Below are 19,364 nucleotides of genomic sequence, written 5' to 3' on the forward strand. Positions count from 1 at the left end.
AGCGTGCCAGGCCCCGGCGTACGGTCAGGCTTCCACCAAGCTCCATTGTTTGCTCAAACGCTTGTCGGAAATCGGCACTTTGGTCCCCAACTGCTGGGCAAACAGCGATACCCGGTACTCTTCCAGCCACCAGCGGTATAACTCTAGCTGAGGGTCGCGCTTGCCTTCCTGGGCATGTTTGTTCAGGCGCGCCTGATACTGGCTCCACAGTCCGCCAAACTCGGTACTCCAGACACGATCCTTCTGCACCTGGCTCGGCAGTTTCTCCAGGCGCAACTCGATAGCCTTGAGAAAGCGCGGCAACTCCTTGAACCACTGGGCTGGGGTTTCCCGCACGAAGCCCGGGTACACCAGGTTGCTCAGTTGCTGCTTGATATCATTGAGCGCCACGGCCTGGGCCAGGTCAATCTTGCCTTTGAAGCGTTTTTGCAGGCCGTGCCACAGCTTCAGTACCTCAAGGGTCAAGCGTGCCAGACGTTCGGCATGTTCGGTCCAACTGCCGCGCTTGCGCTCGGCCAAGGCGGCCAGGCCGGCCCCATCCCGAGGCAGAGTGGCCTCCCCTTCCAGCACGCAGCTGTCGAGGCTGGCCAGCAAAATGTCTTCCACCAAGGCATCGATGCGCCCCAGTTCGCGGTACATCAGCCCCAGCTCAGTCAAACCGGGTAATTTACCCCGCAGGAATTTTGCCGGCTCCGCCAATTGCTGCATCAACAAACGCTGCAAGGCTCGACGGTGCTGGAACTCGGCTTCAGCGGCGGTGGAGAAACGTCCTTCCTTGACCGTGCCACTCTCCTCCACCAACGCCGGATAGACCGTCATCGACAGCCCGGCGATCTTCTGCTGGGTCTTCTCGGCCACTGCCGCGAACACCTTGGCTTCCACCGGCTGTTGGCTTTTCGCCGTTTGTGGCACGGCTAAGGCCGCCTGGCTGGCTTCGGCGAAGCGCGCCGTCAGTTCAGCCAGGTCGCGCCCTTCACCGAGGAACTTGCCTTGGCCGTCGACCACTTCCAGGTTTATCTTCAGGTGGTTTTCCACCTGCTGAGCAGATTCAGCCCAGGCTTCGTCGCTGACCCGCGCGCCCGTCATGCGCAACAATTCACGTCCCAGGGCCTGCGGGAGCGAGCCCTGGGCAAACTCGATCCGTTGCAGCGCCGCCTTGACGAAATCCGGCACCGGCACAAAATTCTTGCGCAGGGCCTTGGGCAAGTTGCGCACCAGGGCGATGCACTTGGCCTCGATCACCCCCGGTACCAACCATTCCAGGCGCTCGGCCGGCAGTGCCGGCAACAGCGGCGCCGGCACGCGCAAGGTCACGCCGTCACGGGGATGGTTGGGCTCGAAGTGATAGCTCAAGGCCAAGGCCAGGTCACCCAGGTGCAAGGTGTCCGGGTAATGCGCGGCGGTGACTTCACTGGCTTCGCGGGCCAGCACGTCTTCCTCACGCATGATCAGCAGTTGCGGGTCTTTCTGGCTGTTGACCTTGTACCAGCTGTCGAAAGTGGCGGTCTGGTGGATCTCCGCCGGCAAGCGCGCGTCGTAGAAGGCAAACAGGGTTTCTTCGTCCGCCAGGATGTCACGACGGCGGGCCTTGGCTTCCAGTTCGTCGAGCTGTTCCAGCAGTTGCTGATTGGCCGTCAGGCACTTGGCCCGCGACTGAATCTCGCCCCTCACCAGCCCTTCGCGGATGAACAGTTCGCGGGAGGTCACCGGATCAATCGGCCCGTAATGCACAGGCCGACGACCGACCACGATCAGCCCGAACAGGGTGATCTGCTCAAAGGCCACGACTTGTCCGCGCTTCTTCTCCCAGTGGGGTTCGAAGTGGTTTTTCTTGATCAGGTGCCCGGCCAGCGGCTCGATCCAGTCCGCGTCGATCTTGGCCACCATCCGTGCATAGAGCTTGGTGGTTTCCACCAGCTCGGCGGTCATCAACCACTGCGGACGCTTCTTGCCGATGCCCGAGGAAGGGTGAATCCAGAAGCGTCGCTGGCGGGCGCCGAGGTAGTCACCGTCTTCAGTTTTCTGGCCAATCTGGCTCAGCAAGCCCGAAAGCACCGCCTTGTGCAGCTTCGGAAAGTCCGCCGGCTCTTTATTCAGCGTCAACTGCATATCACGGCAGATCAAGCTCAACTGACGATGGGAGTCACGCCACTCACGCAAACGCAAGTAGTTGAGGAAGTTCTTGCGGCACCAGTTGCGCAGCGGGCTGGCGGTCAGTTCCTGGCGCTGCTCTTCAAATCCGCGCCACAGATTGACCAGCCCGGCGAAATCCGAATCGGGGTCTTTCCATTGTGCATGGGCCTGGTCGGCGGCTTGCTGACGCTCCGGCGGACGCTCGCGCGGGTCCTGGATCGACATGGCACTGGCGACGATCAACACTTCCTGCAAACTGCCTAGCTTGGCCGCTTCCAGCAGCATGCGGCCCATGCGCGGGTCCACCGGCAAACGCGCCAACTGCCGGCCCATCGGGGTCAACTGGCTGTTGCGATCCACCGCCGACAACTCTTGCAGCAGGTTGAAACCGTCGCTGATGGCCTTGCCATCCGGGGGTTCGATAAACGGGAAGTCGGTGATTTCACCCAGTCGCAGGTGCAGCATCTGCAGGATCACTGCTGCCAGGTTGGTGCGCAGGATTTCCGGATCAGTAAATTCCGGCCGTCCAACAAAGTCTTCTTCGCTAAACAGGCGCACGCAAATGCCCGGCTCGACCCGTCCGCAACGGCCTTTACGCTGGTTGGCACTGGCCTGGGAAATCGCCTCGATCGGCAGGCGCTGGACCTTGGCGCGGTAGCTGTAGCGACTGATGCGGGCGGTGCCGCTGTCGATCACATAGCGAATGCCCGGCACCGTCAGCGAGGTTTCGGCGACGTTGGTCGCCAACACCACGCGGCGGCCCGGGTGGGACTGGAAGATCCGCTGCTGCTCGGCCGGTGACAGCCGTGCGTACAACGGCAGGATTTCCGTGTGCTTGAGCTGGGCCTTGCGCAGCATATCGGCGGCGTCACGAATCTCTCGCTCGCCCGGCAGGAACACCAGCACATCGCCGGGGCTCTTGTGCTCGCTGCGTTCAAACGCGGCGATTTCGTCGAGGGTGGCCAGGATCGCCTGGTCCACGGTCAAGTCGTCCTCGACGCGGTTGCCCTCCTCGTCCTGCTCCAGAGTCAGCGGGCGGTACCAGGTTTCCACCGGGAACGTACGCCCGGACACCTCGACGATCGGCGCATCATCGAAGTGCTTGGAGAAGCGCTCCAAGTCGATGGTGGCCGAGGTGATGATGACTTTCAGGTCCGGACGACGTGGCAACAGGGTTTTCAGGTAACCCAGCAGGAAGTCGATGTTCAGGCTGCGCTCGTGGGCTTCGTCGACAATGATCGTGTCGTAGCGTTCGAGGTAACGGTCGTTCTGGGTTTCCGCCAGCAGGATGCCGTCAGTCATCAGCTTGATCAGGGTGTTGGAATCGCTCTGGTCCTCAAACCGCACCTGATAGCCCACCAACGACCCAAGCGGCGTAGCCAACTCCTCGGCGACCCGGCTCGCCACGCTGCGCGCAGCAATCCGCCGCGGCTGGGTGTGGCCGATCAAACCGTATTGGCCGCGACCGATCTCCAGGCAGATTTTCGGCAACTGGGTGGTTTTGCCCGAGCCGGTTTCGCCGGCAATGATCAGCACCTGATGCTTGAGCAGTGCTTCCTTGATTTCGTCACGCTTGGCGGCAATCGGCAGGCTGTCGTCATAACGAATCACGGACAGGCTGGCACGCCGCGCCGTCACCTGGGCACAGGAGGCCTGCATCTTCGTCACCCACTGCGCAAGTTTCTCCTCATCGGGCTTCTTGCGCAGCTCAAGCAGCTGCCGACGCAACCGGTGGCGGTCGGCGAGCATGGCGTGATCGAGGTTTTTCAGCAGTTGGTCGATAGCGGGCGCTTGGTCAGTCATCAGGTGGGCAAAGGTCTTTTTAGTGAGGCAGGTAAGCCTGCGGTGACATTCTCGTAACTGAGGATTGTCGCAGATTCCGTACCTGCGGACGAGGCGACCACTTACGACACCCGCTCTCCTTGGAAAACGTCCTACCGAATAGGAGAAAGCTCCCACAGCTAATAAGGAAAGGTATCAAACACCATCATAAAAGGCTGACAACTTATGAGAAGAGAGATCGGCTCCAATGTAAACGCTATAACGCAACCATTCCTGTAATTGCCAAGGAGTACTTTATGCCGATCGATGGTAACTCGTATCCTAATACCTACAACAACACTTCCAGCTACGCTAACAAATACCAAAGTATCGCACCTGAAAGTCAAGCATCTCACGGTTCCTGGGCTCAGAGCTCGTCCACCCCACTGGTGAATCAGACCCCGCTATCCAGCTTGAGCAAATCCACACAGGAAAAGATCAACCAGGCGAAGAACACGAAAGACACCCTTGAAAAACTCCCGAAAGACTTTCCGATCCGCAGCCTTACTTCCGAAGACTATCAACGCCCTGTTAGCCTGATACAACAGAAAATCGACAAACTGGCGAACAATACTGACTCTAAGAATCCATTCACAAAGATCAGCAACCACAGGGAAAATAAAAGAGATGAGAAAGAGCTCAACAAAGAAATGAGCTCACTGTACAAAAAAGTCAGGGACGTCCAACTCAATGGCACCAATGAAACAGACAAGAACCGCGCCTCCAATGTGACGGACACCCTGACAGTCTTGGGCAGGAATCAACCCTGGCTTCAAGATATCCGCAAAGAAAATGGGTCAAGTCAGTAAGCGGAAGTCCATGAGTAGCGGGCCATGAGCTTGATGGTCACCTTCTCCGATAGATGATCACATCAGTATCAAACAGTCTCAGGTCTATCGAACATCCCGTACCGTCCCCGCCATCGGGTGCTCGATAGACGTCTACGCCAGTGTCACCTCTCATTCGACTCCCAGGCGTTATTCATCCGGCAGCCCGTGGCGCCGATACGGAAACACATCAATCACCTTGCCGGCGCGAATCGCTTCCTGCAGGCTTTTCCAGTAGTCGGCGTTGTACAACTCGCCGTGCAACTGGTCGAACAGCTTGCGCTGGCCGGCGTCGGCAAACAGAAACGGAGGAAACTCTTCGGGGAATACGTCCAGCGGCCCGATGGAGTACCAGGGCTCCGAGGCCATTTCATCTTCCGGGGTACGCGGTGCCGGGATGTGGCGGAAGTTGGCTTCGGTCAGGAAGCAAATTTCGTCATAGTCGTAAAACACCACGCGCCCGTGACGGGTGACGCCAAAGTTCTTCAGCAGCATGTCGCCGGGGAAAATATTGGCCGCCGCTAATTGCTTGATCGCCAAACCGTAGTCTTCCAGCGCTTCGCGTACCTGGGCCTCATTGGCATTCTCCAGGTAGAGGTTGAGTGGGGTCATGCGCCGTTCGGTCCAGCAGTGGCGGATCAGCACCGTATCGCCTTCGACTTCGACCGTGCCCGCCGCCACTTCAAGCAATTCAGCAAGGCATTCAGGCTCGAATTTGCTCAAAGGGAAACGGAAGTCGGCGAACTCCTGAGTGTCGGCCATGCGTCCGACGCGATCGACGCTTTTCACCAGGCGATACTTCTCGATCACCGTGGCGCGGTTGACGTTTTTCGACGGAGAAAAACGGTCCTTGATGATCTTGAATACGGTGTTGAAGCCCGGCAGGGTAAACACGCTCATGACCATGCCACGCACGCCCGGCGCCATGGTGAATTGGTCGTCGGTGGTGGCCAGGTGGTTGATCAGCGCCCGGTAGAACTCGGACTTGCCGTGTTTGTAGAAGCCGATGGAGGTATAGAGCTCGGCGATGTGTTTTCCCGGCAGGATGCGCTTGAGGAAGCCGATGAATTCCGCCGGCACCGGTACATCCACCATGAAGTAGGAACGGGTGAAGGAGAAGATGATCGACACATCCGCTTCATCGGTAATCAGCGCATCAATCTGGATGCCGCGCCCTTCCCGGTGCAACAGCGGAATTACCAATGGCCATTGCTCGTCGCGGGTGTAGATGCGCCCTACCAGGTACGCGCCTTTGTTGCGGTACAGCACCGAGGAAAACAGCTCGACGTTGAGGTCCGGATCCTTGCACACCCAGTCCGGAAGATTTTCCCGCAACTGCGCTTCCAGGCGGAGCAGGTCCGCCGGCAAATCGGCGTAGGGTTCGCTGAAGCTGTAGTCGGCAAAGATTTGCTCAAGCATGCCTGGCAGCTTGCCTTGCGGCTTGTAGGTGCGGGTTTGCGCGGCCCGGGCCCGGCGCAGGCTTGGACGGGTGGTGTGGATGAACATGCAGCCGTCGCTGATCAGATCATGGCTGAACAGCCCGCAAAAGGTCGAGTTGTACCAGGTCTCGGACAACTCATCGTCGAAGCGCAGGTCGATCAGGTTGATGTAGGCGCTTTTCACCAGCGGCCAGGCTGCGATGTCGAGCAGCGATGCGTCGTCGAATCCGGCCCTCAGACGTGCGATCACCTCGCTGACTTTTTCTTCGTAGAGGTTGATACGCGCCGCCGACGCTACCTGCCCCACCTGCCACTGGGCCTTTTCGAAACGTTCCCGCGCGCCGTCAGTGATCTGACGGAAATGCTCGCGGTAATCGTCGAAGCCGTCGAGGATCGTTTGCGCAATGTCGAGGGCGGGCGTTTGCTGCGGCATAAGGGAAACCTCTGCGGGCATTTGGAAGACCTGAGCTTAGCCAGTGTCGGGGAACAGGAGAAGGGTCATTTTTCCGGCCGTCCACCAGCAGGCGCTGTGACCCGATTTGTTCTGTAAAGAGTGGATTAGTATTTGTGTCAGGCAGGCCGCTGGGCAACACTTCCACCCCCATCAAGTAGGAGTTTTCCGTGAGACCTGTCGACACCCTGTACCTGCTGGTGCTGGCCGCTATCTGGGGCGCGAGTTTTCTGTTCATGCGGATCATCGCGCCTGAAATCGGCACGATTCCTACGGCGTTCTTTCGCGTGTCGATTGCCGCTACCGGCCTGTTGGTGATCCTGGCGATGATGCGGATGAGCTGGGACTTTCAAGGCAAGTTCAAGACTGTCCTGCTGCTGGGGGTGATCAACTCGGGGATTCCCGCCACCCTGTATTCGGTGGCTGCCCAAGTGCTACCCGCCGGTTATTCGGCCATTTTCAATGCCACCACGCCGCTGATGGGCGTGTTGATTGGCGGCCTGTTCTTCAGCGAGCGCCTGACCCCGTCCAAGATCAGCGGCGTCTGCCTGGGGCTGTTCGGTGTCGGCATCCTGACCCGAGCCGGCCCGGTGGCGTTCGACATGGAACTGTTGATGGGCGCCCTCGCCTGCTTGCTGGCAACGACGTGCTACGGTTTCGCCGGGTTCCTGGCCAGGCGTTGGCTCGATCAACAAGGTGGCCTTGATAGTCGCTTGTCAGCCCTCGGCAGCATGCTCGGCGCGACGCTGTTCCTGTTGCCCTGGTTCGGCTGGAGTGCGATCAGCCATCCACCCGCCAGTTGGGGCGGTTGGCATGTATGGTTGTCATTGCTGGGTTTGGGGCTGGTATGCACGGCGCTCGCCTACATTCTGTACTTCCGCTTGCTGACGTCCATTGGGCCGGTGAAATCGATGACCGTCACTTTCATGATTCCGCCGTTCGGCGTGTTGTGGGGCGCACTGCTGCTGGATGAGCCGCTGTCGATGGCCCATCTGTATGGCGGGGTGTTGATTGCCGGGGCGTTATGGTTAGTGCTCAGGCCGGGGAAACTGGCCAAAACCCTGTAGAAGCTTTCTCGCCTCTACAGGGTGTTTATTGATCAGCTTTTACGGAACACAAAAGCCAATCCGATGATGATCAACCCCATTCCCACCAGGCTCAACATCGCCAGTTTGTTGCCAAAGATCAGGTAATCCATCACCGCCGTCACGGCGGGTACCAGGTAAAACAGACTGGTGACATTCACCAGATTGCCCCGGGCGATCAGCCGATACAGCAGCAAGGTGGCCAGCAGCGACACCACTAACCCCATCCACAGCACAGGCAGGTAGAAGCCCGTGTTGTGCTCAAAGTGAAACGGCTGGAACGGCACGAATACCGCACACAACAACAGGCCTGCCAGGTACTGCACGGGCAGCGTGCCCAGTGGGTTATCGGTGATGCGCTTCTGCATGATGGCGCCGAAGGTCATGCTTGCCAGGGCCAGCAAGCCGAACAGCATCCCCGCCAGGGACATCCCGGACAAGCCGATGCCCTGATAAACCACCATGATCAACCCCGCCAACCCCAACGCCAGACCGAACATCCGAAGCCAGGAGCGCTGACGCTCCATCAGCACCACAGTAAGGATCGGTTGCACGCCCATGATGGTCGCCATGACGCCCGGAGTGACTTTGAGGTCCAGGGCCAGCAGATAGAAAATCTGATAAGCCCCCAACAGCACCAGGCCGGTGGCCACTGCATACCGCATTGGTTGACCAGGGCGCGGCAACTTGAGCTTGAGGATCGGCACCAACATCACCAGGCCCACGAGGGCAATGGCAAAGCGGATCAGCAGAAAGGCAAAGGGCGAGGCATGGGCCAGACCCAATTTTGAGAAAATCGCCCCGCTGCTCCACAGCAAGACAAACAGACTCGTCGAGGCCGCCGCGGCCACGGATTGTTTCGAAAGAACAGACATGGATACCACCTGTCATCAGGCAAAAAGCCAACTCAGCAAACGCTGAAATTCAGTAGGTTTTCTTCAGGCGGGCACGGGGCAACAGCAATCAGCTGATCAGCCCGAAATGCCAACGCCCGGCGGTGATACGACTGCGTACACCGGCGTGCTACTGACAGGTGGGGGGTAATGACTGATCTGCACAGGCTGCTGATTCCCACACGGCACGACCACAGCGCTGACCGCTGAATCGACTACCGCTATGCGCAAGGAAGCTGGCATGTGCTGATCTTTTTTGAAGGGATAAAAAGGTGCTGTGAAACACCTGGGGCTGACTATAACCAGCCGGAGACATGCTTTGCAACGACTTCGCCAAAAGGCCAGTAAGGACAGACTGCTGTTGGATGCCTAGGCTCGGAAAAATCAGACATCCATACTTCAAGAGAAAAAATGCCGCGACCACACACCTTTCTCCGATATCAGTTGAACAGATCAAAAGCCAGGAAATTTGCCAACGCAACACTGGCCAGCTTGCCGACAGACTTGGGGCATGCAACCGACGCCAAACTCGACTTCTCGCAAGTCAGATTTGAAGCAATCGACGCAGCAGCGCTGGATGCCTATCACACATGGGAGTCACCCTGCTTTTCATGGGAAGAAGTCGTACAGTGGAAAGCGAAAGAGCTGATGTATTTCGACGTTTCAATCTGGTTGGATCGCAAACTCTACGGCCTATGTTTCGCGAACCCAAACCATAGCCGGTTGAGAATGCGGATTGTACGATTGGAGGGAAGCCCGGATAAGGACCATCCCCTGCGTGGGCACATCACTCCATTTGCCTTGATTGCCGTCAACCATTACGCAAGCATCATCGGTAGCAAAACGCTGGAAATACAGGAGCCCGTAACGGAAGTCATCTCAACCTACCAAAAAAACGGATTCATATTCGACTCATCAGGTCGTCTTGTAATGGATGTGAAGAGCGCATAGGCTCCCTCCCATCGCTCAAATATTGAACAATTGAGGAGACACCATGAAAAGTCTCAATAAAAAGAAGCCAACCAAAGAACAAACTACCGCTCAAAAACCTTCGAGCAACGGGCCTGCAGTGATCGATCCACGTATTCTCCATGCCGCCCTTTATGGTGTCGACGAGCCCGCTGGTGCCTTGGCAGGACGCAAATAATTGCAGGTATAAAAAAACCGCTCATCGAGCGGTTTTTTTATACCTGCAAAGGCCTCAACCAAACAACCAATACCCCAACGCCACCAACACCACCACCGCCAATACTGGCCGCAGGATGCGGTATGCCTTCGGATACTTGCGCTTCCACTGCTTGACCCCGCCGCTGAAGCTGTCGCTGAACCGCTTGCTCCAGGCGTAGGCCTGATTGATCCCGCCGACGCGCTCGTCATCCAGGTTCTGCGGCGCAGTAGCGCGACCCAATTGAGCGCTGACCCAACGATTGATACGGCTCATCAACCGGTTGCTCAATGGGCGCTCAATGTCACAGAACAGAATCACCCGGGTTTTATCGGTTTCGTTCTTCACCCAGTGCACATAAGTCTCGTCGAACATCACGTCGTCACCGTCGCGCCAGGCGTAGACCTGGCCATCGACAAAGATGCGGCAGTCGTCGGAATTGGGTGTCGACAACCCCAGGTGATAACGCAGCGACCCGGCAAACGGGTCGCGGTGCGGGTTGAGGTGGCTGCCGCCTGGCAACAGAGCGAACATCGCGCCCTTGACGTTAGGAATGCTGCTGACCAGGGCCACGGTTTTCGGGCACAGCAGTTCAGCCGACGGCAGCGGTTTGTCATACCACTTGAGGTAGAAACGCTTCCAGCCCTTCTTGAAGAACGAACCGAAGCCGGCGTCGTTGTTCTTCTCAGCGGCGCGGATATAGCCCTCGTCAAACAGGTGCATGGCCTCTTCGCGGATCACTTCCCAGTTGTTCTTGAGCACATCCAGCTCCGGGAACTTGCTGCGGTCCAGGTAGGGTTTGGACGGCACCGCAGAGAAGATGTACATCAAGGCGTTGTAGGGGGCGAACAGCGCCGAGTGGTTGACGAACTGACGCAACATCGGAAGACGCGCCTTGCCACGCAAATGCACATAAAGCGTACTGCCGATAAACAGCAGCAACACCGACAGTTTGGCGGCCAAAGAAAAGGTCATGCAGCAACTCCTGGAAATAAGCGCCTGGACAACAACCTCCCGCTGAAGGGAAACCAGACATAGCAGCTGGCCATGATAAACACTCCAGGCCTCGGGAAAAACCCGCGCAATCCAACAATCGGTATTAATCAATGCGCGTTGATGGGCCAATTATGCATAAGGCCCATGCAATCGCGCTGATATGGATCAAGCCTGGTTTTCCTGATCGGTAAACAAATCGCTGAACAACATACTCGACAGGTACCGCTCCCCGGAGTCCGGCAGCACGACGACGATGGTCTTGCCCTGCATCTCCGGCTTCTGGGCCAGGCGCACAGCCACAGCCATCGCGGCGCCACCGGAAATACCGCAGAGAATCCCTTCCTCCTGCATCAACCGCAGGGCCATGGCCTTGGATTCGTCATCGCTGACCAGCTCAACCCGGTCGACCATCGACAGGTCGAGGTTTTTCGGCATAAAGCCTGCACCAATACCCTGAATCTTGTGGGGGCTGGGCTTGATCTCTTCGCCGGCCAACGTCTGGGTAATCACCGGGGAAGTGATGGGTTCCACCGCCACCGAGAGGATCGGCTTGCCCTGAGTATTCTTGATATAGCGGGATATGCCGGTGATGGTGCCGCCCGTACCCACGCCCGCTACCAACACGTCCACCGCGCCATCGGTATCGTTCCAGATTTCCGGGCCGGTGGTTTTCTCGTGGATCGCCGGGTTGGCCGGGTTATCGAACTGGGCCGGCATAAAGTATTTGGCCGGATCACTGGCGAGGATTTCCCCGGCCTTTTCAATTGCGCCCTTCATGCCCTTGGCCGGCTCGGTCAACACCAACTCGGCCCCCAGGGCCTTGAGCACCTTGCGTCGCTCAATGCTCATGGATGACGGCATGGTCAACAGCAACTTGTAGCCCCGGGCAGCGGCGACAAACGCCAGGCCGATCCCGGTATTGCCCGACGTGGGCTCGACAATGGTCATCCCCGACTTGAGTTTGCCGCTGCTTTCAGCGTCCCAGATCATGTTGGCGCCAATCCGGCACTTCACCGAATACCCCGGGTTACGTCCTTCGGTCTTGGCCAGGATCGTCACACCACGGGGCGCGATACGGTTGATCTGAACCAGAGGCGTGTTGCCGATGGAGTGCGCGTTGTCTGCAAAAATGCGGCTCATGACGGGTCCTTATTGCACCATTTGGAGAGGCCCCAAGCGTATGCCTCGTGTCTTGAGGCGTCCAGTCAAGGCGAACGTCCAGCGGTCGCCGTAGTCAATCGCCTATATGGATGGAGAAACGCCCTATGAAACGTCGCTACCGTTGGCCGCTCTGGACCGTCGCTGTGATTGTGCTGGTGTTGGTTGCCCTGGATCTCGCCCTGCCCTATCTGGTGCGCGACTACCTGAATGACAAACTCGCCGACATGGGGGATTACCGTGGCCAGGTAACCGATGTGGACCTTGCCCTATGGCGTGGCGCCTATCGGATCAACGGCCTGCAGATCGTCAAGGTCGACGGCAAGGTCCCGGTACCGTTCCTCAAGGCCCCAGGGATCGACCTGTCGGTGAGCTGGCATTCACTCTGGCACGACCATGCGGTGGTCGCCGAGGTGCAGTTCATCAGGCCGGAACTGAACTTCGTCGACGGTGGCACCAATAAACAAGCGTCCCAGACCGGTCAAGGTACCGACTGGCGCGCCCAATTGGGCAAACTGCTACCGATCACTCTCAACGAAGTTCGCATCGAAGATGGCCGGATTGCCTTCCATAACTTCAGCTCCAAACCCCCGGTCAACATGGGCGCCACCGAGGTCAATGCCACGCTCTACAACCTGACCAACGTGGTGGACGTCCAAGGCAAGCGCGACGCCCGCTTCGACGGCAAAGCCCTGCTGCTGGGCCATGCCCCACTGGAAGCCACGGCTACCTTTGATCCACTGAGTAATTTCGAGGACTTCGAATTCCGCTTTCGTGCCCGCGACATCCAACTCAAGCGTTTGAACGACTTTGCCTCGGCCTACGGCAAGTTCGACTTCAACGCGGGTACCGGTGATGTGGTGATCGAAGCCCAGGCTGAAAAAGGCCAATTGAGTGGCTATATCAAGCCGTTGCTACGGGATGTCGAGGTGTTCAACTGGCAGCAGGACGTGGAAAACAAAGACAAGGGGATTTTCCGGTCAATCTGGGAGGCCGTGGTCGGCGCCAGCGAGACGGTGCTGAAAAACCAGCGCAAGAACCAGTTCGCTACCCGTGTGGAACTCAGCGGCAGCGTGCATCAGCGAGATATCAGCGCGTTCCAGGCGTTTTTGCAGATTTTACGCAACGGTTTCATCCAGGCCTTCAACGCCCGCTACGAACAACCCAAGCCCAGTGCGGATTGAAACGTTCCTCCCTCGCGCCTACAGGATGTGACTGCCCATTCAGAGACTGAATAGCCCGTCTGCGTTCACAGTCGCCGGGGCTGCGCGGTATAGTCGGCCCATTACTGATGATTCGCCCCAAGGCCCGCCGCCTGTGGGCGTCACGTTCGAGGAATGACCGATGAAGTTCGAAGGCACCCAGGCCTATGTTGCCACCGATGACCTGAAACTGGCCGTCAACGCCGCCATCACCCTGGAGCGACCATTGCTGGTCAAGGGCGAACCCGGCACCGGCAAGACCATGCTCGCCGAGCAACTGGCCGAATCCTTTGGCGCCCGCTTGATCACCTGGCACATCAAGTCCACCACCAAGGCCCATCAAGGCCTGTACGAGTACGACGCGGTCAGCCGCCTGCGGGACTCGCAGCTGGGTGTGGACAAGGTCCACGACGTGCGTAACTACCTGAAGAAGGGCAAGCTCTGGGAAGCCTTCGAGTCCGAGGAGCGGGTGATCCTGCTGATCGATGAAATCGACAAGGCCGACATCGAGTTCCCCAACGACCTGCTGCAAGAACTCGACAAGATGGAGTTCTACGTCTACGAAATCGACGAGACCATCAAGGCCAAGAAACGTCCGATCATCATCATTACTTCCAACAACGAAAAAGAGCTGCCGGACGCATTCCTGCGCCGCTGCTTCTTCCACTACATCGCCTTCCCCGACCGCACCACGTTGCAGAAAATCGTCGACGTGCATTACCCGGACATCAAGAAGGACCTGGTCAGCGAAGCCCTCGACGTGTTCTTCGACGTACGCAAGGTGCCCGGCCTGAAGAAAAAACCATCGACTTCCGAACTGGTGGACTGGCTGAAACTGCTGATGGCCGACAACATCGGCGAAGCGGTGCTGCGCGAGCGTGATCCGACCAAGGCCATCCCGCCCCTGGCCGGTGCCCTGGTGAAGAACGAGCAGGACGTGCAACTGCTCGAGCGCCTGGCGTTCATGAGCCGTCGCGGCACTCGATAAGGGCAATTGTCATGCTGCTCAACCTGTTCAATGAAATGCGTGCAGCCAAGGTGCCGGTGTCGGTGCGTGAACTGCTGGACCTGATCAACGCGCTGAAACAGCGCGTGACCTTCGCCGACATGGACGAGTTTTATTACTTGGCCCGCGCGATTCTGGTGAAAGACGAACGGCATTTCGACAAGTTCGACCGGGCCTTCAGCGCCTATTTCAACGGCCTGGAAAAACTCGACGACCATCTGCAAGCGCTGATTCCCGAAGACTGGTTGCGCAAGGAGTTCGAGCGCTCGCTGAGTGACGAAGAACGGGCGCAGATCCAGTCTCTGGGCGGCCTCGACAAGCTGATCGAAGAATTCAAGAAACGCCTGGAGGAACAGAAAGAGCGCCATGCCGGCGGCAACAAGTGGATCGGTACCGGCGGCACCAGTCCCTTCGGCTCCGGTGGTTTCAACCCGGAAGGCATTCGCGTCGGCGACGCCGGCAAGCGCCAGGGCAAAGCGGTCAAGGTGTGGGATCAGCGCGAGTACAAGAACCTCGATGATTCGGTGGAGCTGGGCACCCGCAACATCAAGATCGCCCTGCGCCGCCTGCGTAAATTCGCCCGTCAGGGCGCGGCCGAAGAACTGGACATCGACGGCACCATCGACCACACCGCCCGCGATGCCGGGCTGCTGAATATCCAGATGCGCCCGGAACGGCGCAACACCATCAAGCTGCTGTTGCTGTTCGATATCGGCGGCTCGATGGACGCCCACGTAAAAACCTGCGAAGAACTGTTCTCGGCCTGCAAGACCGAGTTCAAGCACCTGGAATACTTTTACTTCCACAACTTCGTTTATGAATCGGTGTGGAAGAACAACATGCGCCGGGGTTCGGAACGTACCTCGACCCAGGACTTGCTGCACAAGTACGGCGCCGACTACAAAGTGATCTTTATCGGCGATGCGGCCATGGCGCCTTATGAAATCACCCAGGCGGGCGGCAGCGTCGAGCACTGGAACGAAGAGCCGGGCTATGTGTGGATGCAGCGTTTCATGGAGAAGTACAAGAAACTGATCTGGATTAACCCGTATCCGAAAGACACCTGGGGTTATACGGCGTCAACCGGCATCGTGCGGGATTTGATCGAGGACCAGATGTACCCGCTGACGTTGCGCGGACTTGAGGAAGGGATGCGCTTCTTGTCCAAATAACTTCCTGTAGATACCGTCTTGCGCGTCACCAGACAAAAGCCCTGCCAGGTCATACATTTGGCCCGTTGTAGCCGCTGCCGAGGCACGAGGCTGCGATAAGGGCCGAAGGACCTTCAGCGGTTTCAAGATCCTAACGACTGCTACGCAGCCGATCGCAGGCTGCGCCAGCGGCTACAGGTGATCGGCAGCGGCTACTGAAACCGTCGCAAATATTCGATGTGCTGCTGATGCGCCGTCTCCTGCACCACTGGCGCCAACCTCACCTTCTCCCCCGGCAAACACTGCGCCAGCCGCGCCAACGCCAACGGCGTCAGTGCCCCCAGACGCGGATAACCGCCAATAGTCTGCCGATCATTAAGCAACGCTATCGGCTGCCCATCCGGCGGCACCTGGACGGCCCCCAACGGGATACCTTCGGAAATCAATGACGGCCCCTGATACTGCAACGGCGTCCCCAACAAACGCATGCCCATGCGGTCGGCACGGCTGTCCAGGGTCCACTCGGTATTGAACGCATCAAACAGGCTCTGCCCACTGAACTGGCCGATCTGCGCCCCGACAATCAACTCAAGCGGCGCCTTTGAGTGCACGTTCGGCAGTTGCTCGGCGGATAGCACGCGCATAGCGCCGCCCGTGCCGGAATACCTCAAACAGGCACCTTCGGCCAGTGCCCGACCCAATCCATCCAACCCGCCCAGCTCTTCACGCCCGACACTGGCGCAACTGCCCAGCACCTTCGGTGCATCAAAGCCTCCCGGTGCAGCCAAATAGGCCCGTGCCCCGCTGAAAGGTTGGGTAAATCTCAATCGCTGGCCTTTTTGCAGAATGAAACTGCGTCCGGGGCTGATCGCACGCTCATCCACATAAGCCCCCAGGTCCGCCCCAGCCAATGCCAACAGGCAATATTCCTCGGCCCGCACGGTAAACCCGCCCAGGGTGATTTCCACCACAGACGCATCCAGCGCATTACCCAGCAACCAGTTGGCCCAGGACATCGACACCCAATCCAGCGCCCCCCCCTGAGTCACGCCCAGGTGCCTGACACCAAAACGTCCAGCATCCTGCAGCAGGCACAGCGGGGTGCTGGCCTCGATCAACAAGCGGCTCATGCCTGCGCCTCCAACGGCGTGTCATCGCCACCCAAGTTGATGAATTCAGCATGATCCACGGCTTCGAAACGCACGACATCCCCCGGCTGCATCAGGCTGTAGCCGTCTCGCTCGCGATCGAACAGTTTGGCCGGGGTACGGCCGATCAGGTTCCAGCCACCCGGTGACACCACCGGGTAAGCGGCGGTTTGCCGCTCGGCGATTCCTACGCTGCCTGCTGCTATCCGCTTGCGCGGGGTGTTCAGCCGGGGGGTGGCGAGCATTTCATCCACCAGCCCCATAAAGGCAAAGCCTGGGGCAAAACCCAGGGCGAACACTTGGTATTCATGTTGGCTGTGCCGACGAATTACCTCCTCCACTGCCAGGCCGCTGCGTTGGGCCAGCAATGTCAGTTCGGGGCCGACACTGAGGTCATACCAGACCGGCAACACATGGCACTGCCCGCTGCCTTTCGGCTCGGGCTGCAACCCATTCAGCGCCAGGCTAATCAACTCCCGAGCCTGAACCGGGCTCAACGCAAAAAGGTCGTAATGCACCATCAAGGTGGTGTAAGACGGCACCAGATCCACCAACGCTGCGCCAAAACTTTCCCGCAGACGGCGAGTGGCCGCCAGCATCCAAGGCATGTTGTCTTCAGCAATCACATCAAACAGACGCACCATCAGGCAGTCGATGGCCACCACTTCAATCCGCGGCTTCATCGTAGGGTCAAGGCCTCGCGGATGCGTTGGACCGCGGCCACCGAACTGACATTGTCGCCGTGCACGCATAGCGTGTTGGCCTGCAAGTGCAAAGCACTGCCGTCACTGGCCGTGAGCGGCTCGCCACGGGAAATGAGCATGGCCTGCTCGACGATTTTGTCCGGGTCGTGGTGCACGGCGCCAGGCAACAAGCGCGAAACCAGATGCCCGGAGCTGTCATAAGCTCGGTCGGCGAACGCCTCGAACCACAATGTCACTCCATATTCATCGCCCAAGGCTTGGGCAGCGCTGTTGTCGCGGGTTGCCATCAACATCAGCGGCAATTCGCCATAGGCCGCCACGGCCTTGATCACTGCGCGCAATTGCTCGGGCTTGGCCATCATGTCGTTGTACATCGCACCATGGGGTTTGACGTAGCTGACCCGCCCACCCTGGGCCCGGCAAATCCCATCGAGCGCGCCAATCTGGTAGTGCAACAGGTCCTGGATTTCCTGGGGGGTGTACGCCATGGAACGGCGACCGAACCCCGCCAGGTCTTGATACGCCGGGTGCGCACCAACTTGCACGCCATGCTGGAACGCCAGGCTGACGGTCTTGCGCATGATGCTCGGGTCACCGGCATGAAAGCCGCAAGCCACATTAGCGCAGTCAATGAACGGCATGACTTCGGCATCCAGACCCAAGGTCCAGTTGCCAAAGCTTTCGCCGATGTCGCAATTCAATAGCAGGCGGCTCACGGTGGGGACTCCTGTAGGCATTATTTTTTTGTAGTGTGGGATCTTTTACCAAGATCTCGCAACGATGTTGTCCTGAACCCCAACGACGCTTATCGTGAGACAGCTCGATTTTTGGCGTTTGCCCAAGGCTGCGTCCAACTAATAAAAACCGATCCATGCATAAGAAAAAGTTGATCCCATGAATTTGAAGTTCCTTGAAACCTTCGTCTGGGTGGCCAAGCTCAAGAGTTTTCGCCTCACAGCCGAGAAGCTCTTCACCACCCAGGCCTCGATTTCCAGCCGCATTGCCGTGCTGGAAAACGAATTGGGGGTGAAGCTGTTCCTGCGCGACTCCCGTGGCGTGAGTCTGACGCCGGAAGGCTTGAAGGTGCTCGACTATGCCGAGCAGATGATGGTCACCATGCAGGGGCTCAAGCAATCCCTGGAAACCACCAGCAGCAAGGTCGGACGGATCCGCATCGGCGCCATGGACACCGTGATCCACACGTGGCTCAGCCCGTTGGTGGCGGATCTGATGGAGCGTTTCCCCCTGGTGGAAATCGAATTGGTCGCCGATACAGCACTGAACCTCAGCGATCAGCTGCAAAAAGGCTTTCTGGACCTAATTCTGCAAACCGACCTGCTGCGCCAGGAAACCCTGCGCAGCCTGGAACTGGCCAGCCACCCCATGGGCTGGATCGTCGCCAGCCAGTCGATCTACAACCGCGACTACGCCTCCCTCGCCGACCTGGCCCAGGAACGCATCATCACCTACTCGAAAAACTCCCATCCCCACCAGGATGTACTGAGCCTGATGCAGGCCAACGGTGTGGCCGCGCCGCGGATGAACTGCGTGAACTCGGTGTCGGCGATTACCCGTTTGCTGCGCGATGGTTTCGGTATCGGCGCATTGCCACCGGTGCTGGTCAGCGAAGAACTGGCACGGGGTGAGTTGGTGATGCTGCCCATGGAGCAACGGCCGCCGAACTTGCAGGTGGTGGTGTCGTGGCGGGTTGGCGTGGAATTGGTGGAAGAGATTGTCGGGCTGTGCCAGACGGTCGTGGCCCGATATGCGCAGGAGGTGGGAGAGGAATTGATGGTGCTCAGCAAACCGCCATCCCTGAAGGAACCCACTTAAAAATGTGGGCGCGGCGGTGCGACTTGCTCGCAAATGCACTTGTAGCCGCTGCCGAGGCACGAGGCTGCGATAAGGGCCGCAGGACCTTCAGCGGTTTCAAGACCCTTGCGACTGCTGCGCAGCCGATCGCAGGCTGCGCCAGCGGCTACAGGTGATCGCCACATCCTCTGTAGCCGCTGCCGAGGCACGAGGCTGCGATAAGGGCCGAAGGACCTTCGGCGGTTTCAAGATCCTGGCGACTGCTGCTCAGCCGATCGCAGGCTGCGCCAGCGGCTACAGGTGATCGCCACATCCTCTGTAGCCTCTGCCGAGGCACGAGGCTGCGATAAGGGCCGCAGGACCTTCAGCGGTT

Annotated in this window: 16 protein-coding genes; 8 read left to right on the forward strand and 8 right to left on the reverse strand. The window is 58.7% G+C overall.

Features of this window, described 5'->3' with window-relative positions; translation table 11 throughout:
• Positions 1–24: 24 nt before the first annotated feature.
• Positions 25–3,936, reverse strand: a complete 3,912-nt coding sequence (gene hrpA, locus J7E41_RS19905) for an ATP-dependent RNA helicase HrpA (protein ID WP_214995470.1) — start codon at positions 3,934–3,936, stop codon at positions 25–27.
• Positions 3,937–4,211: 275 nt separating this feature from the next.
• Here hrpA and J7E41_RS19910 point away from each other — a divergent pair, with 275 nt between their 5' ends.
• A complete protein-coding gene (locus tag J7E41_RS19910; RefSeq protein ID WP_214995472.1) occupies positions 4,212–4,763 on the forward strand; it encodes a hypothetical protein in 552 nt (183 codons plus the stop codon).
• Between the two features lie 168 nt (positions 4,764–4,931).
• Here the strand turns inward: J7E41_RS19910 and aceK are convergent, their stop codons facing one another.
• Positions 4,932–6,653, reverse strand: coding sequence for a bifunctional isocitrate dehydrogenase kinase/phosphatase (aceK, locus tag J7E41_RS19915; RefSeq protein ID WP_214995474.1), 1,722 nt, complete (start codon positions 6,651–6,653; stop codon positions 4,932–4,934).
• A 188-nt stretch (positions 6,654–6,841) separates the two neighbouring features.
• On the opposite strand from aceK, the gene J7E41_RS19920 reads away from it, so the two are divergent.
• The gene (locus J7E41_RS19920) at positions 6,842–7,738 is read left to right on the forward strand and encodes a DMT family transporter (protein ID WP_214995476.1); all 897 of its coding nucleotides are present in this window, start codon (positions 6,842–6,844) and stop codon (positions 7,736–7,738) included.
• Between the two features lie 32 nt (positions 7,739–7,770).
• Here the strand turns inward: J7E41_RS19920 and J7E41_RS19925 are convergent, their stop codons facing one another.
• Positions 7,771–8,631 carry a DMT family transporter gene (locus tag J7E41_RS19925; protein WP_214995478.1) on the reverse strand — a complete coding sequence of 287 codons (861 nt, stop codon included), beginning with the start codon at positions 8,629–8,631 and terminating at the stop codon, positions 7,771–7,773.
• A 429-nt stretch (positions 8,632–9,060) separates the two neighbouring features.
• Here J7E41_RS19925 and J7E41_RS19930 point away from each other — a divergent pair, with 429 nt between their 5' ends.
• On the forward strand, positions 9,061–9,600 hold the full coding sequence (locus J7E41_RS19930) for a hypothetical protein (RefSeq protein ID WP_214995480.1): 540 nt from the start codon (positions 9,061–9,063) through the stop codon (positions 9,598–9,600).
• 43 nt (positions 9,601–9,643) lie between these two features.
• Complete coding sequence (locus tag J7E41_RS19935) at positions 9,644–9,796, forward strand: hypothetical protein (protein ID WP_214995482.1); 153 nt, start codon at positions 9,644–9,646, stop codon at positions 9,794–9,796.
• A 54-nt stretch (positions 9,797–9,850) separates the two neighbouring features.
• Here J7E41_RS19935 and J7E41_RS19940 read toward each other — a convergent pair whose 3' ends face one another.
• On the reverse strand, positions 9,851–10,789 hold the full coding sequence (locus tag J7E41_RS19940) for an aspartyl/asparaginyl beta-hydroxylase domain-containing protein (RefSeq protein ID WP_214995484.1): 939 nt from the start codon (positions 10,787–10,789) through the stop codon (positions 9,851–9,853).
• A gap of 186 nt (positions 10,790–10,975) precedes the next feature.
• The gene (cysK, locus tag J7E41_RS19945; RefSeq protein WP_214995486.1) at positions 10,976–11,950 is read right to left on the reverse strand and encodes a cysteine synthase A; all 975 of its coding nucleotides are present in this window, start codon (positions 11,948–11,950) and stop codon (positions 10,976–10,978) included.
• Positions 11,951–12,075: 125 nt separating this feature from the next.
• On the opposite strand from cysK, the gene J7E41_RS19950 reads away from it, so the two are divergent.
• The 3 genes from J7E41_RS19950 to J7E41_RS19960 all read left to right on the forward strand — a co-directional run bounded on the left by J7E41_RS19950 (position 12,076) and on the right by J7E41_RS19960 (position 15,348).
• Positions 12,076–13,152 (forward strand): DUF748 domain-containing protein, encoded by a 1,077-nt coding sequence (locus J7E41_RS19950; RefSeq protein ID WP_214995488.1) that lies wholly within the window; start codon positions 12,076–12,078, stop codon positions 13,150–13,152.
• A gap of 160 nt (positions 13,153–13,312) precedes the next feature.
• On the forward strand, positions 13,313–14,158 hold the full coding sequence (locus J7E41_RS19955; RefSeq protein WP_029292347.1) for an AAA family ATPase: 846 nt from the start codon (positions 13,313–13,315) through the stop codon (positions 14,156–14,158).
• 11 nt (positions 14,159–14,169) lie between these two features.
• The gene (locus tag J7E41_RS19960; protein ID WP_214995490.1) at positions 14,170–15,348 is read left to right on the forward strand and encodes a vWA domain-containing protein; all 1,179 of its coding nucleotides are present in this window, start codon (positions 14,170–14,172) and stop codon (positions 15,346–15,348) included.
• 191 nt (positions 15,349–15,539) lie between these two features.
• On the opposite strand, the gene J7E41_RS19965 is transcribed toward J7E41_RS19960, so the two are convergent.
• From J7E41_RS19965 to J7E41_RS19975, 3 genes are read right to left on the reverse strand one after another with little or no spacing between them, the layout of a single operon-like run.
• Positions 15,540–16,457 carry a biotin-dependent carboxyltransferase family protein gene (locus J7E41_RS19965; RefSeq protein ID WP_214995492.1) on the reverse strand — a complete coding sequence of 306 codons (918 nt, stop codon included), beginning with the start codon at positions 16,455–16,457 and terminating at the stop codon, positions 15,540–15,542.
• The gene (pxpB, locus tag J7E41_RS19970; RefSeq protein ID WP_214995494.1) at positions 16,454–17,158 is read right to left on the reverse strand and encodes a 5-oxoprolinase subunit PxpB; all 705 of its coding nucleotides are present in this window, start codon (positions 17,156–17,158) and stop codon (positions 16,454–16,456) included. The genes J7E41_RS19965 and pxpB overlap by 4 nt, the downstream gene beginning before the upstream one ends.
• Complete coding sequence (locus tag J7E41_RS19975; protein ID WP_214995496.1) at positions 17,155–17,895, reverse strand: 5-oxoprolinase subunit PxpA; 741 nt, start codon at positions 17,893–17,895, stop codon at positions 17,155–17,157. Before J7E41_RS19975 ends, pxpB begins: the two co-directional genes overlap by 4 nt.
• 178 nt (positions 17,896–18,073) lie before the next feature.
• Between J7E41_RS19975 and J7E41_RS19980 the strand changes: the two genes are divergently transcribed.
• Positions 18,074–19,012 carry a LysR family transcriptional regulator gene (locus tag J7E41_RS19980; protein ID WP_214995497.1) on the forward strand — a complete coding sequence of 313 codons (939 nt, stop codon included), beginning with the start codon at positions 18,074–18,076 and terminating at the stop codon, positions 19,010–19,012.
• Positions 19,013–19,364: the final 352 nt, after the last annotated feature.

Source organism: Pseudomonas fluorescens, assembly GCF_018614655.1.
Classification (GTDB): Bacteria; Pseudomonadota; Gammaproteobacteria; order Pseudomonadales; family Pseudomonadaceae; genus Aquipseudomonas; species Aquipseudomonas fluorescens_BX.

What these genes read in the sequence shown, in the direction of transcription:
- hrpA (WP_214995470.1), bottom strand. Translation starts at nt 3,936, where the DNA reads ATGACTGACCAAGCGCCCGCTATCGACCAACTGCTGAAAAACCTCGAT.
- J7E41_RS19910 (WP_214995472.1), top strand. Translation starts at nt 4,212, where the DNA reads ATGCCGATCGATGGTAACTCGTATCCTAATACCTACAACAACACTTCC.
- aceK (WP_214995474.1), bottom strand. Translation starts at nt 6,653, where the DNA reads ATGCCGCAGCAAACGCCCGCCCTCGACATTGCGCAAACGATCCTCGAC.
- J7E41_RS19925 (WP_214995478.1), bottom strand. Translation starts at nt 8,631, where the DNA reads ATGTCTGTTCTTTCGAAACAATCCGTGGCCGCGGCGGCCTCGACGAGT.
- J7E41_RS19930 (WP_214995480.1), top strand. Translation starts at nt 9,061, where the DNA reads ATGCCGCGACCACACACCTTTCTCCGATATCAGTTGAACAGATCAAAA.
- J7E41_RS19935 (WP_214995482.1), top strand. Translation starts at nt 9,644, where the DNA reads ATGAAAAGTCTCAATAAAAAGAAGCCAACCAAAGAACAAACTACCGCT.
- J7E41_RS19940 (WP_214995484.1), bottom strand. Translation starts at nt 10,789, where the DNA reads ATGACCTTTTCTTTGGCCGCCAAACTGTCGGTGTTGCTGCTGTTTATC.
- cysK (WP_214995486.1), bottom strand. Translation starts at nt 11,950, where the DNA reads ATGAGCCGCATTTTTGCAGACAACGCGCACTCCATCGGCAACACGCCT.
- J7E41_RS19950 (WP_214995488.1), top strand. Translation starts at nt 12,076, where the DNA reads ATGAAACGTCGCTACCGTTGGCCGCTCTGGACCGTCGCTGTGATTGTG.
- J7E41_RS19955 (WP_029292347.1), top strand. Translation starts at nt 13,313, where the DNA reads ATGAAGTTCGAAGGCACCCAGGCCTATGTTGCCACCGATGACCTGAAA.
- J7E41_RS19960 (WP_214995490.1), top strand. Translation starts at nt 14,170, where the DNA reads ATGCTGCTCAACCTGTTCAATGAAATGCGTGCAGCCAAGGTGCCGGTG.
- J7E41_RS19965 (WP_214995492.1), bottom strand. Translation starts at nt 16,457, where the DNA reads ATGAGCCGCTTGTTGATCGAGGCCAGCACCCCGCTGTGCCTGCTGCAG.
- pxpB (WP_214995494.1), bottom strand. Translation starts at nt 17,158, where the DNA reads ATGAAGCCGCGGATTGAAGTGGTGGCCATCGACTGCCTGATGGTGCGT.
- J7E41_RS19980 (WP_214995497.1), top strand. Translation starts at nt 18,074, where the DNA reads ATGAATTTGAAGTTCCTTGAAACCTTCGTCTGGGTGGCCAAGCTCAAG.